At 70.9% G+C, this 18,205-nt stretch carries 14 protein-coding genes; 10 read left to right on the top strand and 4 right to left on the bottom strand.

Annotated features, from left to right (window positions below):
- Positions 1-6: 6 nt before the first annotated feature.
- Together ACLF3M_RS31275 and ACLF3M_RS31270 are read right to left on the bottom strand one after the other, a co-directional pair.
- Entirely contained in the window at positions 7-2,538 is a 2,532-nt protein-coding gene (locus tag ACLF3M_RS31275; RefSeq protein ID WP_430660939.1) for a DUF7507 domain-containing protein, read from the bottom strand.
- A gap of 303 nt (positions 2,539-2,841) precedes the next feature.
- The gene (locus ACLF3M_RS31270; protein WP_430660938.1) at positions 2,842-4,128 is read right to left on the bottom strand and encodes a DUF3422 family protein; all 1,287 of its coding nucleotides are present in this window, start codon (positions 4,126-4,128) and stop codon (positions 2,842-2,844) included.
- 307 nt (positions 4,129-4,435) lie between these two features.
- Between ACLF3M_RS31270 and dnaK the strand changes: the two genes are divergently transcribed.
- The 6 genes from dnaK to ACLF3M_RS31240 all read left to right on the top strand — a co-directional run bounded on the left by dnaK (position 4,436) and on the right by ACLF3M_RS31240 (position 11,442).
- Entirely contained in the window at positions 4,436-6,349 is a 1,914-nt protein-coding gene (gene dnaK, locus ACLF3M_RS31265; protein ID WP_430660937.1) for a molecular chaperone DnaK, read from the top strand.
- A 97-nt stretch (positions 6,350-6,446) separates the two neighbouring features.
- Complete coding sequence (gene dnaJ / locus ACLF3M_RS31260) at positions 6,447-7,601, top strand: molecular chaperone DnaJ (protein ID WP_430660936.1); 1,155 nt, start codon at positions 6,447-6,449, stop codon at positions 7,599-7,601.
- Between the two features lie 376 nt (positions 7,602-7,977).
- Positions 7,978-8,748, top strand: a complete 771-nt coding sequence (gene dapB / locus ACLF3M_RS31255; RefSeq protein ID WP_430660935.1) for a 4-hydroxy-tetrahydrodipicolinate reductase — start codon at positions 7,978-7,980, stop codon at positions 8,746-8,748.
- A 145-nt stretch (positions 8,749-8,893) separates the two neighbouring features.
- Positions 8,894-10,081, top strand: coding sequence for a methionine adenosyltransferase (gene metK / locus ACLF3M_RS31250; RefSeq protein WP_430660934.1), 1,188 nt, complete (start codon positions 8,894-8,896; stop codon positions 10,079-10,081).
- A 93-nt stretch (positions 10,082-10,174) separates the two neighbouring features.
- Complete coding sequence (gene trmB, locus ACLF3M_RS31245) at positions 10,175-10,888, top strand: tRNA (guanine(46)-N(7))-methyltransferase TrmB (protein ID WP_430660933.1); 714 nt, start codon at positions 10,175-10,177, stop codon at positions 10,886-10,888.
- A gap of 71 nt (positions 10,889-10,959) precedes the next feature.
- On the top strand, positions 10,960-11,442 hold the full coding sequence (locus ACLF3M_RS31240) for a hypothetical protein (protein WP_430660932.1): 483 nt from the start codon (positions 10,960-10,962) through the stop codon (positions 11,440-11,442).
- A 22-nt stretch (positions 11,443-11,464) separates the two neighbouring features.
- Here the strand turns inward: ACLF3M_RS31240 and ACLF3M_RS31235 are convergent, their stop codons facing one another.
- Positions 11,465-13,498 carry a GDP-L-fucose synthase family protein gene (locus tag ACLF3M_RS31235; RefSeq protein WP_430660931.1) on the bottom strand — a complete coding sequence of 678 codons (2,034 nt, stop codon included), beginning with the start codon at positions 13,496-13,498 and terminating at the stop codon, positions 11,465-11,467.
- The gene (gene gmd / locus ACLF3M_RS31230; RefSeq protein WP_430660930.1) at positions 13,495-14,556 is read right to left on the bottom strand and encodes a GDP-mannose 4,6-dehydratase; all 1,062 of its coding nucleotides are present in this window, start codon (positions 14,554-14,556) and stop codon (positions 13,495-13,497) included. The genes ACLF3M_RS31235 and gmd overlap by 4 nt, the downstream gene beginning before the upstream one ends.
- Before the next feature lie 224 nt (positions 14,557-14,780).
- Here gmd and rimP point away from each other — a divergent pair, with 224 nt between their 5' ends.
- From rimP to ACLF3M_RS31210, 4 genes are all read left to right on the top strand, one after another.
- The gene (gene rimP / locus ACLF3M_RS31225) at positions 14,781-15,383 is read left to right on the top strand and encodes a ribosome maturation factor RimP (RefSeq protein WP_430660929.1); all 603 of its coding nucleotides are present in this window, start codon (positions 14,781-14,783) and stop codon (positions 15,381-15,383) included.
- A gap of 4 nt (positions 15,384-15,387) precedes the next feature.
- A complete protein-coding gene (gene nusA / locus ACLF3M_RS31220; protein WP_430660928.1) occupies positions 15,388-17,022 on the top strand; it encodes a transcription termination factor NusA in 1,635 nt (544 codons plus the stop codon).
- Positions 16,979-17,731 (top strand): RNA-binding protein, encoded by a 753-nt coding sequence (locus tag ACLF3M_RS31215; RefSeq protein WP_430660983.1) that lies wholly within the window; start codon positions 16,979-16,981, stop codon positions 17,729-17,731. Before nusA ends, ACLF3M_RS31215 begins: the two co-directional genes overlap by 44 nt.
- Positions 17,732-17,759: 28 nt before the next feature.
- On the top strand, positions 17,760-18,205 hold a 446-nt coding region (locus ACLF3M_RS31210), incomplete at its 3' end, for a translation initiation factor IF-2 associated domain-containing protein (RefSeq protein ID WP_430660927.1).

Below are 18,205 nucleotides of genomic sequence, written 5' to 3'. Positions count from 1 at the left end.
GCCGGCTCAGGTGAAGAGCGCGTCGTTCCAGGCGACGAAGACGCCGTTCACCGTGCCGTTGTTGTTGTACTCGTCGAGCAGCCCGCTCAGCAGCGATCCTGCGGGAATGTCCTTGGCGGGGTCGAAGCCGTGCAGGCCGGCGGCGGTGTAGTTGGTGATGCCGCTGCCGCCATCCCCGCCGTCGATGCCCTTGACCCAGGCATTGCTGCTCGATGCCGTCTTCCAGGTCGCGGCGTCCAGCACGAGGTTGCCGTCGCCGGCGCCGTCGCCGTTCTCGTCCGGGGTACGAGCCTTCAGCCAGGCGACCGACCAGTCCACGAGGTCGCGCGCATCGGTCTTGGTGGCGTCCGGCGCATCCAAGGGGTTGCCGGCCATGTAGTTCAGCCAGGTCGCGACGAGGTGGCGGTCCAGGATGTAGCGCGCATCGCCTTGCACCTTCGCCGAGGCGTTGATGATCGTCAGCGCCTCGGTCAGCGAGTAGAAGATGGTGCTCTCGCCGGCGTCGGTCTTGCCGTTGAGGTCGTAGTCGCCGATCAGGATGCCGCGGTTGCCGTTGGCGGTGTTGCCGGCGGCGACCGGCGCGGAATAGACGTCGATGCCGACGGGGTCCTTGACGCTGCCGGACCCGCCATTGTCCCCTAGATAGGCATTGTAGACCACGTCCCAGGGCGCGAAGCCCTTGGTGCCGGCCTGGGCGGGCTTGTGGGAATCGCCATCCCAGAAATCGGTCCAGTTGCTCCAGAAGCCCGGCGTCCGCACGCCCGGGCCGGGCACGCCGAAGTAGTTGGCGGCGTCGCTGTCGGTGGGCGCGGCGGTGTTGCCGAGGTCGTCGGTGTAGCAGCCCACGACGCTGCCGGTGTTGGTGTGCTGGCCGGCCTGGAAGCTCGCGCCGATGGTCAGCGTGGCCTCGTCGGCGCCGCCGGCGATGCTGTCATCCGCGTCCAGCGAGGCGATGGTCCAGGCACCGCCTGGCAGGCTGCCGTTCAGGTCGAAGCGGTCGTCGGTGACGACGAGGTCCGTCAGCGCCACGTTGCCGGTGTTGTGGACGACGAAGCGGAACTGGATCGTGTCGTATTGCGAGACCAGCTGGCCGGGCGCGGTGTCGGCGTCATAGGCGACGCCGTTGATGACGACGTACTTCTCGATGTCCACCGAGGGCTTGGCGACGGTGTAGCCGCTGCCGTCGCTGCCGCTGACCGTGGCGCCGTTGCGCAGGTCGTCGGTGTAGGTCCCGCTCGCCGTGCCGAGGTTGGTGTAGTCGTCGCTGCCCGTCGTGCCGGCGAGGGTGTAGATCCAGGTCTCGGTGGTGCCGAGCAGGCTGTCGCCGTTGGTGTCGCCGGAGAGATAGCTGGCGATCTTGTCGTCGCCGGTGTCGGCCGTGCCGTTGTCGTCCTTCACGACGACGCCGGAAAGCGGCACGTCGCCGATGTTGGTGACGCTGTAGGTCCAGATGACGGCCTTGCCGGCGAGGATGGTCAGGTTGTCGCCGTCATTGTCCAGGCCGCCGGGGCCGTCGCCGGTGACCTTGTCCACCGCGATGCCGGGCGTGACGCCGACATAGGAGCTGTCGTCGGTGGAACTGACGGTGCTGCCCGCGCCCGAGCCGACGACGGTTGCGTTGTTGGCGTAGTTGCCATGGATCGCCGTGCCGGCGAGGGAGAAGATCCAGGTCTCGTCGAGGTCGAGGAGGCTGTTGCCGTTGGTGTCGCCCGAGACATAGGACGCGGTGTTGTCGTCGGCGGTGTTGCCCGGCGTGCCGTTGTCGTCCGTCACCGTCACGCCGGACAGCGCGACATCGCCGGTGTTGCGGACGGTGTAGACGAAGCTGATGCTGCTGCCCGCGAGGATGGTCAGCCCGTCGTCGCCGTTCAGCCCCTGCGCATCGGCGGTGTTCTTGACGATGGAGATCCGCGGCGTCGGGATCGTGTCGGCCCAGATGCCGGCCCATTCCTCGAAGCTGCCATCCGTGCCGCTGAACTCGGAATAGAGATAGACATACTGCCCGCCGGTGAAGAGCGACGTCGGGATGAAGACGCCGAGGTCGGTCTTGCCGTTGCCGCTGCCCACGAGGTCGCCGTCGAGCAGCACGCTCGTGTTGCCGCCAAGGCCCGCATCCAGGTCGTAGATCGGGGTGAGGCTGACCACGCTGCCGCCCAGGGCGGCGTCGTGCCAGTCGCCATTCGAGTAGTAGAGCGTGGCCTTGCTGCTGACGAAGACCTTCAGCGTCTCGAGCGTGATAAGGCTCGCCTTGCCGCCGGGCTCGCCGATGTCGAGGACGAAGGCGTAGCTCTCGAAGGGGATGTCGGGCGTGGCGGGCAGCGCGGCGAGGCTGTTCACCGTCACGAGGCTCAGGAAGGCGGGCTTCACGTCCTCGAACTGGCCGAGGGCCGGGTCGTTGTTGGCGCCGTTCTCGGTCCCGCTCTCCTGGATCCGGACGAAGGGCTGCAGCACCCCGCTGCCCGTCCCGCTGTCGAATTCGGCGACGAACACGGCACCGTTGATGGTGGCCGTGCCGCCGGACGTCAGGTTCTGGCTCATGTCATGCCTTGGCGCCCCGTCATGGCCGGGCGCTCGCGGTTTGGGGGGGTCGGCGACGGCAGCCTGCACCTCATCCGCGCCGCGACACCACAAACCGGTAGTAGAAAAACAGTAAGTCACACTCGCCTTGCGACCTTTTTGACGCTCGCCTCGCCTCAGGAAGCAAACTTGCGGCCGTTTTGGGCCGTTATTGTATAATCAAATACCTTATTCCGGATTGCGCGAGCGGGCCGGACCGCAGGCGCCGCCGATCCCGTGGGGCGTGCCCGGCCGGACGCCGTCCGCGCCGGCAACCCTGTTGCGTCAGATCATCGGCCGGATGCGCCGCCGCCGCATGCGGATCCAGACGAAGGCGGCCACCGCCGGCACCAGCACGGCCAGCGCCGCCTCGCCCCCCAGGCCGAAGACCTCCCAGGGCAGCGGCTTCAGCACATAGGCGAGCAGCGACAGCACGTAGTAGCTGATCGCCGCGACCGACAGCCCCTCCACCGTCTCCTGCAGGCGGAGCTGGGCGCGGCCGGTATCGGCCATGGCGGCCAGCAGCTTCTGGCTCTGCGCTTCCTGCGCGACCGCGACGCGGGCGCGCAGCAGCTCCACCGCGCGGGCGCAGCGGGTGGAGAGCGAGCCGATGCGCGAATTCGCGGCGTCCACCGTCGCCATGGCGGGATCGAGCCGGCGTTCCAGATACTCCGAGAGCGTGGGCAGGCCGTGCAGCCGCTGCTCCCGCAGCAGCAGCAGCCGCCGCCCGACCAGCGCGTGATAGGCCCGCGCGGCAGAGAAGCGGTCGGCGGTGGTCGCCGCCTGGCGCTCGATCATGGTGGCGAGGCTGGTCAGCTGCTCCAGCGCGCGCCGCTCCTCGTCGAGGCTGGCAAGGCCCGGCAGGCGCTCGGCGATGGCGGCGAGTTCCTCGGAGGCGAGGCCGAGCGAGGCCTGAGCGCGGCGCGCCGCTGGCAGCGCCAGCAGGGCCAGCATCCGGTAGGTCTCGATCTCCCACAGCGCCTGCGCCAGGCGCCCGGCAAGCGCCGGCGTCATGCCGTGGTCCTGCAGCAGGAGGCGGGTGAAGCCGTCCGGCCCTGGGCGGAAATCGGTCCAGCAGGTCGCTGCGCCGGCATTGAGGCTCGCGCCGGCGAGGTTGTCCGGCACGAAGCAGCCGGGGGGCGGCGGCTCGTCCTCGCCCGCCGTGGGCACCACCGCGATGTGGGAGGCGACGAGCGTCTTCCCCGGCATGGCGGCGAGCCAGTCCGTCGGCACCGCGCCGATCGCCGTCTCGTCGAAGGGGTCGGCGCCGGGCGGCTCGGGAAAGGGGCGGGAGAAGGTGTAGCCGTCGAATTCGGTGTGGCGCTCGTAGCGCAGCGAGAAGCTGCCGAAATCGCCGAGGAAGAAGTCGGCGGCGGGCGCCGGCGGGGCCACGCCGTAGCGCCGGCAGAGCAGGCCGAGATGCTCCGCCGCCGCGCCGCGGGGCTGGCCGGGCTCGCTCAGATTGGCGAGGCGGCTGATCGCCACGGGGGTCTCGAGCGGCAGCGGCGGACGGGCATGGAGCTCGCCCGCGAGCAGGTCGCGGTCGGGATGCTGGGGGAGGTTGGCGATCATGGTCAGGCCGGCCCTATAGCGGGGCCGCGCGCGGCGCGCAGCCACGAAACAAGGCGGCATGGCGCGTGGCCATGGAATACGGCGCCGCGGTCGCGGCGACGCTTTTCGTCGCGCCTGCCCGTTCCCCCCTTGTCCCGGCGCCAGGGGCTCAATACATCGCGCTGCGAGACGGCCCGCCAGGGCCGGTCCACGCCAAGGCGGCCATCTTCCCGGCCGCCCTGTTTGCCACCCCCATCCGTCGCATGGACGGGGGCGGGCGCGGTGCCTCCGGGGCCGCCCCCGCCTGCCAGGAAGGAGAGTTTTGCGGATGAGCAAGGTCATCGGTATCGACCTCGGTACCACCAATTCCTGCGTCGCCATCATGGAAGGCAAGGACGTCAGGGTCGTCGAGAACGCCGAGGGTGCGCGCACCACCCCCTCGATGGTCGCCTTCTCGAAGTCCGGCGAGCGCCTGGTCGGCCAGTCCGCCAAGCGCCAGGCCGTGACCAACCCCATGAACACCCTCTACGCGGTCAAGCGCCTGATCGGCCGCCGCTTCGAGGATCCGATGGTGACGAAGGACAAGGGCCTGGTGCCCTATTCCATCGTCCGCGCCGCCAATGGCGACGCCTGGGTCGAGGTGGACGGCCAGCCCTATGCGCCGCAGCAGATCAGCGCGAACATCCTGACCAAGATGAAGGAGACGGCCGAGGCCTATCTCGGCGAGAAGGTGACGCAGGCCGTCATCACCGTCCCCGCCTACTTCAACGACGCCCAGCGCCAGGCCACGAAGGAAGCCGGCGCGATCGCGGGCCTCGACGTCCTGCGCATCATCAACGAGCCGACGGCGGCGGCGCTCGCCTACGGCATGGACCAGAAGAAGACCGGCACGATCGCGGTCTACGACCTCGGCGGCGGCACCTTCGACATCTCCGTGCTCGAGATCGGTGACGGCGTCTTCGAGGTGAAGAGCACGAACGGCGATACCTTCCTCGGCGGCGAGGATTTCGACCAGCGCGTGATCGACTACCTCGCCGAGGAGTTCAAGAAGGAGCAGGGCATCGACCTGCGCGGCGACAAGCTCGCGCTGCAGCGGCTGAAGGAAGCCGCCGAGAAGGCGAAGATCGAGCTGTCGAGCTCCAAGCAGACCGAGATCAACCTGCCCTTCATCACGGCCGACGCGTCGGGCCCGAAGCACCTGGTGCTCACGCTGACTCGCGCGAAGCTGGAAGCGCTGGTCGATGACCTCGTCATGAAGACGCTGGAGCCCTGCCGCCAGGCGCTGAAGGATGCCGGCATCGCGGCGAACGAGGTGGACGAGGTCATCCTGGTCGGCGGCATGACGCGCATGCCGAAGGTCGTGGAGACCGTGAAGCAGTTCTTCGGCAAGGAGCCCGCGCGCAACGTCAACCCCGACGAGGTCGTCGCCATCGGCGCGGCCATCCAGGGCGGCGTGCTGAAGGGCGACGTTAAGGACGTGCTGCTGCTCGACGTCACGCCGCTGAGCCTCGGCATCGAGACGCTGGGCGGCGTCTTCACCCGCCTGATCGACCGCAACACCACGATCCCGACCAAGAAGAGCTCGGTCTTCTCCACCGCCGACGACAACCAGAACGCGGTGACGATCAAGGTCTTCCAGGGCGAGCGCGAGATGGCGGCCGACAACAAGCTGCTCGGCCAGTTCGACCTGACCGGCATCCCGCCCGCACCCCGCGGCGTGCCGCAGATCGAGGTGACCTTCGACATCGACGCGAACGGCATCGTGTCCGTCAGCGCGAAGGACAAGGCCACCGGCAAGGAGCAGCAGATCCGCATCCAGGCCAAGTCCGGCCTGTCGGACGCCGACATCGAGCGCATGGTGCGCGAGGCCGAGGCGAATGCGGATGCCGACAAGAAGAGGCGCGAGGCGGTGGAGGCGCGCAACCAGCTCGATGCGCTGGTGCACTCCACGGAGAAGACGCTGAACGAGAACGCGGCCAAGCTCGGCGAGGCCGAGAAGGACGCGGTCCGCGCAGCGGTGGCCGAGGCGCGCGGCGCGCTCGACAGCACGGAGGCCGAGACCATCCGCGAGGCCGCGGAGAAGCTGTCCCAGGCCGCGATGAAGATGGGCGAGACGCTCTACAAGCAGCAGCAGGCCGCCGAGGGCGGCGGCGATGCCGCGGGTGGTGCGGGCAAGCCGGACGAGAAGGTGGTCGACGCCGAGTTCGAGGAAGTCGACCCCAAGAAGAAGAAGCCCTCGTAAGGCGATCTTCGGATCTGACTGGGCTCGGCGCGCCCGGCTTCCGCAAGGGGGTCGGGCGCTGCCGCGATGGATAGGCTCATCGAGGACCTGAGGGCCCATGGCCAAGCGTGACTACTACCAGGTCCTGGGCGTGGCCCGGGAAGCGAGCGAGGAGGACCTGAAGAAGGCCTACCGCAAGCTCGCCATGCAGTTCCACCCGGACCGCAACCAGGGCGACAAGGCGGCGGAAGGCAGGTTCAAGGAATTGAACGAGGCCTACGACGTGCTGAAGGACCCGGAGAAGCGGGCCGCCTATGACCGCTACGGCCACGCCGCCTTCGAGCAGGGCGGCACGGGCGGCGGCGGGAACCCGTTCGGGCAGGGGGGCAATCCCTTCGGCGGCGCCTTCGAGGACATCTTCGAGGAGATGTTCGGCGGATTGGGCGGCCGCGGCCGCCGCGGCGGGCCGGTCGGGCGCGGGTCGGACCTGCGCACCGGCGTGGAGGTCACGCTCGAGGAAGCCTTCGCCGGCGCCAAGAAGACCATTCGCGTCTCCACCACCGTCTCCTGCGAGGCCTGCAAGGGCACGGGCTCCGAGGGTCCCGCCGCCCAGGCGGCCGCGACGTGCGGCAGCTGTGGCGGCTCGGGCAAGGTCCGCGCGCAGCAGGGCTTCTTCCTAATCGAGCGGACCTGCCCGACCTGCGGCGGCTCCGGCCGCGTCGTGAAGAACCCCTGCAAGGTCTGCGCGGGCCAGGGCCGCGTGCAGCGCGACCGCACGCTGGCCGTGACCATCCCGGCGGGCGTGGAGGACGGCACGCGGATCAGGCTCTCGGGCGAGGGCGAGGCGGGGCTGCGCGGCGCGCCGTCGGGCGACCTCTATGTCGACATCGCGGTGAAGACGCACCCGATCTTCCAGCGCGACGGCGCCAACATCTTCGTCCGCGTGCCGCTGCGCATGACGCAGGCCGCGCTCGGCGGCGCGGTGGAGGTGCCGACGGTGGATGGCGGCCGGGCCAAGGTCTCGATCCCCGCGGGGACGCAGGCGGGCGACCAGTTCCGGCTGCGCGGCAAAGGCTTCTCTGTCCTGCGCAGCGCTGCGCGCGGCGACATGTATGTCCAGGTCGCGGTGGAGACGCCGCAGAACCTGACCAAGCGCCAGCAGGAGCTGCTCGCGGAGTTCGAGCGCGAGAGCGAGCAGCACGGGAAATCCAGCCCCGAGAGCGAGGGCTTCTTCGCCAAGGTGAAGGAGTTCTGGGACGGGCTCGGGCGCTGAGGCGCCGTCGGGCGGGCCACGGCGATGTGACCATGGCGAGTGCTGTAGGGGGCTTGCGACGGTCGGAAACCCTGGGCCCGGCGCCACGTTCATGCTGCAACCGTCGCATCCCCCCAGCGGCGGCCCCGGCAGGCGGCGGCGCGGACACGGTCCCACCCGCGTCGCCGCCCGCCCCCCCTAAGCGAAAGCCCCGCGCAAGCGGGGCTTTTGTTGTTTCGAGGCTGTGGCGGGAGAGCGAGAGGTTGCGGCCTTATCCCTATCCCGCGTGCGGGGGAGGGTGCCGAGCGGAGCGAGGCACGTGGGGGGCCTGCGCTCGTCCGGAAGCTTGACCCCCCGCCCCGCCCGCGCGAAGCGTCGCGCGTTCTGGAGGGACAGGATGCGCATTGGAATCGCCGGCATCGCCGGCCGCATGGGCCGCCTGCTGGTCGAGGAAGTCGCCGCCGCCGGCGCGACGCTCGCCGGCGGCACGATGCGGCCAGGTTCGACCAAGGTGCCGCCCGGGGGCGTGACGATCCTGCCCGACCCCGTGGCGCTCTTCGCCGTCGCCGACGTCGTGATCGACTTCACCCATGCCGACGAAGCGGTGCCCCACGCCGCCCTCGCCGCCTCGAGCCGGAGGGGCCTCGTGCTCGGCTCCTCCGGCCTGAACGCGCAGCAGGAAAGGGCGGTCGCCGATGCCGGCAGGACGGCCCCGATCGTCTACGCCGCCAACTTCGCCCCCGGCGTGAACCTGGTCCTCGCGCTGGCCGAGCGCATGGGCGCGGCCCTGCCCGGCGCGCAATACGACGCCGAGATCGTCGAGATGCACCACCGCCAGAAGGTGGACGCGCCCTCCGGCACCGCGATCGCGATGGGACGTGCCGTCGCGAAGGGACGGGGGATCACGATGGAGGAGGCCGGCATCGAATCCGGCCGTGACGGGCACACCGGCGCGCGGAAGGCCGGCGCCATCGGCTTCGCCGCGTTGCGCGGCGGCCAGGTCGTCGGCGAGCACACGCTGCTCTTCGCCTCCGCCACCGAGCACATCGCGCTGACCCATCGCAGCTTCGACCGCCGCGCCTATGCCACCGGCGCGGTGCGCGCGGCGCTCTGGCTGCAGGGGCGCGGGCCGGGGCTCTACGGCATGCGCGACGTGCTGGGGATGTGATTCCCCGCGCCGCCGCGACGGCGGTCCGAACGCATTCCCCCGCCTTGACCCTGCCGCACTCCGCTGCGATACGCGCCCGTCCCGGATTCCCGGGCTTCCCGGCCGGGGCATCCGGCCCTCCCGCGACAAGAGGCCGAATCACGCCATGCGCGACACGGGCGAATACCTGTTCACGTCGGAGTCCGTCTCCGAAGGTCATCCCGACAAGGTGGCCGACCGCATCTCCGACACCGTCCTCGACGCCTTCCTGACCGCCGATCCCTATTCGCGCGTCGCCTGCGAGACGCTGGTGACCACCAACCGCGTGGTCCTCGCCGGCGAGGTCCGCGGGCCCGGCAGCGTGACGGCGGAATACCTGAAGCACCTCGCCCGCATGGCGATCCACGACATCGGCTACGAGCAGGACGGCTTCCACTGGCAGACCGCCGACATCGCCTGCCACCTGCACGCCCAGTCCGAGCACATCGCCCAGGGCGTGGACGCCGCCGGCAACAAGGACGAGGGCGCGGGCGACCAGGGCATCATGTTCGGCTATGCCTGCACCGAGACGCCGGAGCTGATGCCCGCGCCGCTGTACTACGCGCATCTCATCCTGCGCCGGATCAGCGAGATGCGCCGCAACGGCGACGTCGCAGTGGCCGGGCTGCTGCCCGACGCCAAGTCGCAGGTCACGCTGCGCTACGTCGACGGCAAGCCGGTCGGCGCGACCTCGGTCGTCGTCTCGACCCAGCATGTCGAGGGCCTCGAGCAGGCCGAGATCAAGCGCATGCTGCGCCCGCTGGTGGAAAGCACCCTGCCCAATGGCTGGATGTGCGGGGACAACGAATTCTACGTGAACCCCACGGGCAAGTTCGTGATCGGCGGGCCCGACGGCGATTGCGGCCTGACCGGGCGCAAGATCATCGTGGACACCTATGGCGGCGCGGCCCCGCATGGCGGCGGCGCCTTCAGCGGCAAGGACCCGACGAAGGTGGACCGCTCGGCCGCCTATGCCGCGCGCTATGTCGCGAAGAACGTCGTCGCGGCGGGCCTGGCGGAGAAATGCACGATCCAGGTGAGCTACGCGATCGGCGTCTCCAAGCCGCTGTCGGTCTATTTCGACCTGCACGGCACCGGGCGCGACGTGGACGAGGTGAAGCTCGCCAAGGTCGTGGACGGGCTGGTGAACCTCTCGCCGCGCGGCATCCGCGAGCACCTTCACCTCAATCGTCCGATCTACGTGCCGACCAGCTCCTACGGCCATTTTGGCCGCACGCCGGATGCGGAGAAGGGGACGTTCACCTGGGAGCGGACCGACCTGGTGGACGACCTGAAGCGGGCGTTCGGGCGTTAATTCTTGCCCTCGGACGCCGGGCGCGCGCTCCGCGCGCTTCGCACCTTGAGGGCGGCGGGCGCGAGCCCGCCGCCCTTTCGATTGGACGCTCCGATGACCGCCGACCGTCCGCCCCTCGCCGAGGGCGTGCCTGACCGCCTCTATGGTCGCCGTCGGGGGCATCCGCTGCGGCCGCGGCAGCAGCGCCTGCTCGACGTCACCCTGCCGCGGCTCGACCTGGCGGCCGCCCAGGCTGCCGACCCCCTCGCCGCCTTCGGCATGCCGCAGGCGCCGCTCTGGCTCGAGGTCGGGTTCGGCGGGGGCGAGCACGCGCTCGACCAGGTCGCGGCAAACCCGGGCGTTGCCTACATCGCCTCCGAGGTCTTCGAGAACGGGCTCTGCTCCCTGCTGACGCGACTCGTCGCCGAGGGCGAGGAGGCGACCGGGGCGCTGCCGCCCAACCTGCGGCTCTGGCCGCGCGACGCCCGGCACCTGCTCGCCGTGCTGCCGGAAGGCGCGCTGGACCGGCTGTTCCTGCTCTTCCCCGACCCCTGGCCGAAGGCGCGCCATGCCAAGCGGCGCTTCGTGCACCCCTCGCTTCTGCCGCTGGCCGCCCGTGCGCTGAAACCGGGGGGCGAATGGCGAATCGCGTCCGACGATCCGACCTACCAGGCCTGGGTCGAGGAGGTGATGGGCGCCGCCGCGGATTTCGTCCCTGCATCGCGGGAGACGACCCGCCCGCCGGGCTGGCCGGGCACCCGCTACGAGGCCAAGGCGCTGCGCGAGGGGCGCCGCCCGATCTACTGGATCTTCCGCCGTCGCGCATGATCGCGATTGTGTGATTGTATACTTCACGCTAAAGTGAGGTCCTGCCTTATTCCAGCGGGACATTCCTTTCGATGCAGCTCGCCGCCTCCAACGACGACCGTCGCCTGCGCCGCCCCGAGGATTTTGCCGGCGAGCGCGGCGGCTATGCCCCGTGGTGCGGGCCGGCCGTGGTCGCGACAGCGGCCGGCGTCAGCTACGCGAGCGCCTGCGACCTGCTCTCCCGCATCGCGCCGGAGCGCTATCCCCCGGGGCAGGAGATCGTCACGGCCTGGTGGCGCGACCTGATCGGGGCGCTGGGCTGCCTCGGCGTGAACGCCGCGCCCCGCCCGGTCGAAGGCACTCCGACGCTCGCCGCCGCGGTGAAGGCGGGCCTGCCGGAGGGCTGGTGGTTGGCGCGCGTGACCGACCATTTCTGCCTGCTGCGGGTCGCCCGCGGCGGAAGGGCCGAGGTCTTCGACAACCGCCACCACGGCGTGGCGCTGTCGTCCCGCACGCATGGGCGGCGGCGCGTGACGCACCTCGCCGCCCTGCCGGCGCCGCCCGGGGCGGGCTAGCTCCGACCCTCCGGCACCCGCTTCAGCGGCCCGCTTCCTCGATCCGCAGCGCGCCCTCGGGGTAGTCCAGCATCATGGCGCGCTGCGCCGGGGTGTTGCGCCAGCCCGCGGCGGGGATGTAGGCGCCGCCGGCATCGGCGACCCTCAGGCAGCGCGCGCCGCGCCGCCGCATCAGGGCAGCGAGCGGCAGCCTCGGCAGCGCCAGCGTCGCATCGTCGCGGAAGCCATACACCGTGCGCAGCCGCGTCGAGAGCAGCAGCGCCGGCAGGCAGAAGGTCCCGCGCGAGACCACGAGGTGCTCGGCCGCCATCAGCTCGCTTTGGTCCTCCTGGAGGCTCGCCGATTGGTCGGAGAAGTCGATGCCCCGCGCCGCCAGCCAGTCGCGCAGCGCGGCGATGCAGGGATTGGCCTCGTCCTCGTGCACCAGCACGACGTGGCGCACGCCGAGCTCCGCGACGGCATGCGCGACGGCGCGGGCGTAGAAGCCGAGCGGCGGCTGGGTGTAGAGCGGGTGCGCCCGGACGAAGACGTCGCCGGCGCGCAGGTGGACGTGCAGCGTCGGCGCCGGCCGCGCCGGGCGTGGCGCGAAGAAGCCGTCGAACAGCGGCCGCAGCCAGGTCGCGGCGATCGCCTCCACCGCCGCGGCGTCGCGGCTGGCGAAGGCGCGCGGCAGCACGCTGCCGTAGAAGAAGCGGCCAAGCAGGTCCGCCCCCGCGCTGCCGTCGGCCTCGTCCAGCCGGAACTCGATGCCCTCGATGGCGCGGCTGGCGGCGAGCCCGGCGGGGTTGACGGGGCCGAGATGGATGCGTGCGATGCCCGCCCGGCGCGCCAGGTGGATCGCGTTCAGCAGCTGCGTCACGCCATTGCCGAAGCGCCCGAAGCGGCGCAGCGAGAGCGAGCGCACCTCCCGCGGCCCCATGCCGGGCCGGGCCCAGCGCATCCGCAGCGGATCCTTGGGATGCCGCGGCGCGCCGGCGGGATCCTCGCCGAGCGCGGCGCCGAAGGCGCGCAACAGGCCGGCCGCCACTTCGTCCGGCGCATGCAGCTCGATCGCGCCGAGCCGCCGCTCGCCCGGATCCGGCCGGCCGACGCGCGCCGGCCCGCCGCCGCCGCGCAGCCTCTCCTGCGCGGTGAACCAGCGATAGGTCCCGGCCAGTCCTTCGGCGAAGGCGATGCGCGGCTTCCATCCCATCGCCTCGATCCGGCCGACATCCATGCGCTTGAGCATCGTCCCGTCGGGCCGGGACGCGTCCCAGGCGATCCGCCCGGCATAGCCCGTGACGTCCCGCATCGTCTCCGCGAGTTCGCGGATGCTGATGTCGCTGCCGGTGCCGACATTGATCGGCCCTTCCGCGCTGAAATGGCGCAGCAGGAAGACGCAGGCCTCCGCGAGGTCGTCCACATGCAGGAATTCGCGCCGCGGCGCGCCGGTGCCCCAGCAGACCACTTCCTCCGCGCCGGCCAGCTTCGCCTCGTGGAAGCGGCGCATCAGGCCGGGGATGACGTGGCTGCGCTCGGGATCGAAACTGTCGTTCGGGCCGTAGAGGTTGCAGGGCATGGCGGAGATGAAGTCGCGGCCGTGCTGCCGGCGATAGGCGTCGCAGAGCCTGATGCCGGCGATCTTGGCGATGGCGTACCATTCGTTGGTGGGCTGCAACGGCCCGGTCAGCAGCGATTCCTCGCGGATCGGCTGCGGCGCGTGCTCGGGGTAGATGCAGGAAGAGGCGAAGAAGAGCAGCTTCGCGACGTCGGCCAGGTGCGCCGCCTGGATCAGGTTCGCCTCGATCATCAGGTTGTCGTAGAGGAAGTCGGCGGGGTAGCGGTCATTCGCGACGATGCCGCCGACCCTGGCCGCGGCGACGATCACGACGTCGGGCCGCATCGCCGCCATCGCGCGACGCACCTGAAGCTGGTTGCGCAGATCCACCTTCCGTCGGTCGAGCGTCAGCACCGCGACATCTTCCGCGGCGAGGCGCCGGACCAGGGCGGAGCCCACCATGCCGCGATGGCCGGTGACCAGCACGCGCCGGCCCGCCAGGTCGAAGGGCGCGGTCATCCCACGCGGTCCTGCCCGCCGGCGCGGATCGCGGCGATGTCGGCGCGCACCATTTCCGCGACGAGCTGCGGCACGGTCACGCGCGGTTCCCAGCCCAGGACGCGCCTGGCCTTGGCCGCATTGCCGATCAGCAGGTCCACCTCGGCGGGGCGGAAATACCGCGGGTCCACCCGCACCAGCACGCGCCCGGTCGCGGCGCAGCGCCCGACCTCCTCGACGCCGCGGCCGGACCATTCCAGCGCGATGCCGGCCTCGGCGAAGGCGAGGCGCGCGAAGTCGCGCACCGCATGGGTCTGCCCCGTCGCGAGGACGTAGTCGTCCGGGCTGTCCTGCTGGAGGATCCGCCACATCCCCTCGACATACTCCGCCGCATGGCCCCAGTCGCGCCGCGCATCGAGGTTGCCGAGCCAGAGCACGTCCTGCAGCCCGGCCCCGATGGCGGCGACGGCGCGGGTGATCTTGCGGGTGACGAAGGTCTCGCCGCGCCGCGGGCTCTCATGGTTGAAGAGGATGCCGTTGGAGGCGTGCAGCCCATGGGCCTCGCGGTAGTTCACGGTGATCCAGTAGCCGTAGAGCTTGGCGACGCCGTAGGGCGAGCGCGGGTGGAAGGGCGTGGCCTCGTCCTGCGGCACGGCCCGGACCTTGCCGTAGAGCTCGCCGGTGGAGGCCTGGTAGAAACGCGCCCGCTTCTCCATGCCGAGGATCCGGATCGCCTCCAGCAGCCGTAGCACGCCCAGGCCATCCGCGTTGGCGGTGTATTCCGGCGTCTCGAAGCTGACCTGGACATGCGACTGTGCGCCGAGGTTGTAGATCTCGTCCGGCTGCGTCTCGGCCAGGATGCGGATGAGGTTGGTGGCGTCGGTCAGGTCGCCGTAATGGAGGAAGAAGCGCGCGCCCGCGACATGGGGATCCACATACAGGTGGTCCACGCGCTGCGTGTTGAAGGAGGAGGCGCGGCGCTTCACGCCATGCACCACGTAGCCCTTCGCGAGCAGCAGCTCCGCCAGGTAGGACCCGTCCTGGCCGGTCATGCCGGTGATCAGGGCAACGCGGCTCATGCAGCTCTCCGGTCGGGCGGGGCCCCCGGCCGCCGCGGTGCGTCGCGGATACACCGTTCCGCTGCCCGGCGCACCGCCCCGGGCCTGGCACAGGCCGGCGTTCGGTGCTTGCCGCCGCCCGCGGCATCGCCTATATCCCTGGCCAATCGCTTTCCGACGTCACGGAGGGTGGCCCCCAAAGGGCCGCCTTTTTTGTTGGCCGGGAGGCGCCGAGCCACCTGGCCATGAGCGACACGAACCCGATCCCCGCCGATGCCGACCTGCCCCAGCACGAGGGGCTCGAGCTTCGCATCGCCAACGCCATCCTGCCGAGCCTGGCGCAGCTGGGCTACGAGCTCGTGCGCGTGCAGGTCAGCGGCAAGGAACGACCGACGGTGCAGGTCATGGCCGACCGCGCCGACGGCGCGCCCTTTCTCGTCGCGGATTGCGAGACGATCAGCCACGCCATCGGCGCCGTGCTGGACGTGGAGGACCCGATCCGCGGGGAGTGGATGCTGGAGGTCTCCTCCGCCGGCATCGACCGCCCGCTGACGCGGGCCAAGGACTGGAACCGCTTTGCCGGCCATGTCGCGACGCTCGAGCTCGCCATCCCGCAGGACGGGCGCAAGCGCTTCAAGGGCGTCGCCCTCGGCGCCGATGCCGAGTTTGCCCGAGTCCGGCTGGAGGACGGCAGCGAAGTGAGCTTCCCGCGCGGCAACATCCGCAAGGCGAAGCTGGTGCTCACCGACGAACTGATCGCGGCCACTGCCGCTCCCCCGACCGATCCCGAGGACGCCGACGAGGCGGAAGACGGGGCCGATCGGCCAACCCAGCGCAAGGGACACTGACGCCATGGCCCTCGACGTCGCCATTGCCCGCCCCGAACTCCTCCAGGTCGCCGACGCCGTCGCGCGCGAGAAGATGATCGAGCGCGAGGAAGTGCTCGAGGCGATGGAGCAGGCCATCCAGAAGGCCGGCCGCGCCAAGTACGGGCACGAGAAGGACATCCGCGCCGTCATCGACCGCAAGACCGGCGAGGTGAAGCTGTCCCGCTGGACCGAGGTGGTGGAGGCCGAGCCCGTCGAGAACGAGGCGACGCAGATGCCCCACCGCATCGCCCAGAAGATCCGGCCGGGCATCGCGGTGGGCGAGTTCATCGTGGACCCCCTCCCGCCGATCGATTTCGGCCGCATCGCCGCCCAGACCGCCAAGCAGGTCATCGTCCAGCGCGTGCGCGAGGTCGAGCGGTCCAAGCAGTTCGCGGAATACAAGGACCGCGTCGGCGAGATCATCAACGGCGTGGTCAAGCGGACGGAGTACGGCAACCTCATGGTGGACCTCGGCCGGGCCGAGGCGCTGCTTCGCCGTGACGAGACCATCCCGCGCGAGGCCTTCAAGAACGGCGACCGCGTCCGCGCCTACATCTACGACGTGCGGGAGGAACCGCGCGGCCCGCAGATCTTCCTCTCCCGCACGCATCCCGGCTTCCTCGCCAAGCTCTTCGCGCAGGAAGTGCCGGAGATCTACGACGGCATCATCGAGATCAAGGCGGTCGCCCGCGACCCCGGCAGCCGCGCCAAGATGGCGGTGATCTCGCGCGACAGCAGCATCGACCCCGTCGGCGCCTGCGTCGGCATGCGCGGTTCCCGCGTGCAGGCCGTCGTGCAGGAGCTGCAGGGCGAGAAGATCGACATCATCAACTGGTCGCAGGACAGCGCGACCTTCATCGTCAACGCCCTCGCGCCGGCCGAGGTGACGAAGGTCGTGCTGGACGAGGAAGGCCATCGCTGCGAGGTCGTGGTGCCCGACGACCAGCTGAGCCTCGCGATCGGCCGCCGTGGCCAGAACGTGCGCCTTGCATCGCAGCTCACGCGCTACGATATCGACATCCTGACCGAGGCCGAGGAATCGGAGCGCCGGCAGGAGGATTTCCGCAAGCGCTCCGGCCTGTTCGTCGAGGGCCTCGACGTGGACGACGTCATCGCCGGCCTGCTGGTGACCGAGGGCTTCGGCTCGATCGAGGAGATCGTGGCCGTGGACGACGAGGAGCTCGCCGGCATCGAGGGCTTCGACGAGAACATCGCGGCCGAGCTGAAGCGCCGCGCCGCGGCCTTCATCGAGAAGCGCGACGGCGAATACGACGAGAAGCGCCGCGAGATGGGCGTCGAGGACAGCGTGCAGGAGGTCGGCAACTTCTCGCCGGCGATGCTGGTCCAGCTCGGCGAGAAGGGCGTCAAGACGCTCGAGGACTTGGCGGATCTCGCCGGCGACGAGCTGGTCGAGATCCTGGGGTCCGAGACCGTGGACGAGGATAGCGCCAACGCCATCATCATGGCCGCGCGCCAGGCCGCCGGCTGGTTCGGTGACGATCCCGCGCCCGGGACGGGTGACGACGAGCCCGCGCCCGGGACAGGCGACGACGAGCCGGTCGCCGAGGAAGCGACTGAAGAGACCGCCGGGGAGACGGAAGACGGCAACGCCGGCTGAACTGCCCATCGAAGCTGCGGAAGACGACGAGCCGGAGCGCGGGCCGCTCCGCCGTTGCCTGGTGACGCGTGAGCGTCTGCCGAAGGAGGCGATGGTCCGCTTCGTCCTCGGCCCCGACCGGAAAGTGATCGCGGATCTCGCGGAACGCCTGCCCGGCCGGGGAATGTGGTTGAGTGCGAAGGCCGATGTGATAGAACAGGCCGCGCGCCGCGGGGCCTTTGCTAAGGCCGTCCGCGGCGAGGTGCTTGTGCCCCCCGACCTTCGCGCGACGATCGAGGATGGCCTGCGGGGGCGCATCCGGGACCTCGTCGGCTTCGCGCGGCGCGCGGGGCAGGCGGTCAGCGGGTGGCAGGCGGCCAGGGAATGGCTGCAGGCCGGCCGCGCCGGGTTGATGGTACAGGCGGCGGATGGCAGCACGGCCGAGAAGGCCAGGCTGGTCGGACGCCGGGATGTGCCGGTGGTATCGCCCCTCGACGCGGCGGCGCTCGGCGCGCCGTTCGGCCGGGACAGGGCCGTGCATGTCGCCGTCGCCCGCGGGCGGCTGGCGGAAAGGATCGCGGCGGAAGCCGCGAGGCTGGAGGGGATGACCCTCCGACCGGACGCCGCGCCGAGGCGCGACGCCCAGAAGCCGGGCAGGCGCCCGGCGGAGGATCGCGCCCGACCGGACGCGAAGCCCGACCGCGATGGCGCGGCCGGTGCAGTGGACTGATGAAGAGAGATCGGGTTCGGATCGGCGAATGAGCGACCAGAACGACCAGGATGCAGGGAAGGGCCGGCTCTCGCTCCGGCCGGGTGGACGCCTTGACCTGGGCAAGACCGTCGATGGCGGCAGCGTGCGGCAGTCCTTCAGCCACGGGCGCAGCAAGGTCGTCCAGGTGGAGGTGGTGAAGAAGCGCCCGGCCCCGGGTGCGGTCGCCGCCAAGCCCGGCGTGGCCGCGCCGGCGGCAAAGCCCGGCGCGCCCGCCGCGCCGGGGGCCAGGCCAGCCGCGCCGGCGGCCGCGAAGCCCGCGGCCCCGGGGGGGCGCCCGCTCACCCAGGCCGAGATGGACACGCGCGCCCGCGTGCTGGAGGAGCAGCGCAAGGCCCAGGCGCGCGAGCGCGAGGAGCGCGAGCGCCAGGCGCTGAGCCTGCGCTCCGCCGCCGAGGAAGCCGCCCGTCGCCAGGACGAGGAGCGCCGCGCGCC

Origin of the sequence: Falsiroseomonas sp. HW251, from assembly GCF_050563545.1 — a bacterium.
Lineage (GTDB): Bacteria > Pseudomonadota > Alphaproteobacteria > Acetobacterales > Acetobacteraceae > Falsiroseomonas.
This window is presented reverse-complemented; position numbering and strand designations above follow the sequence as displayed.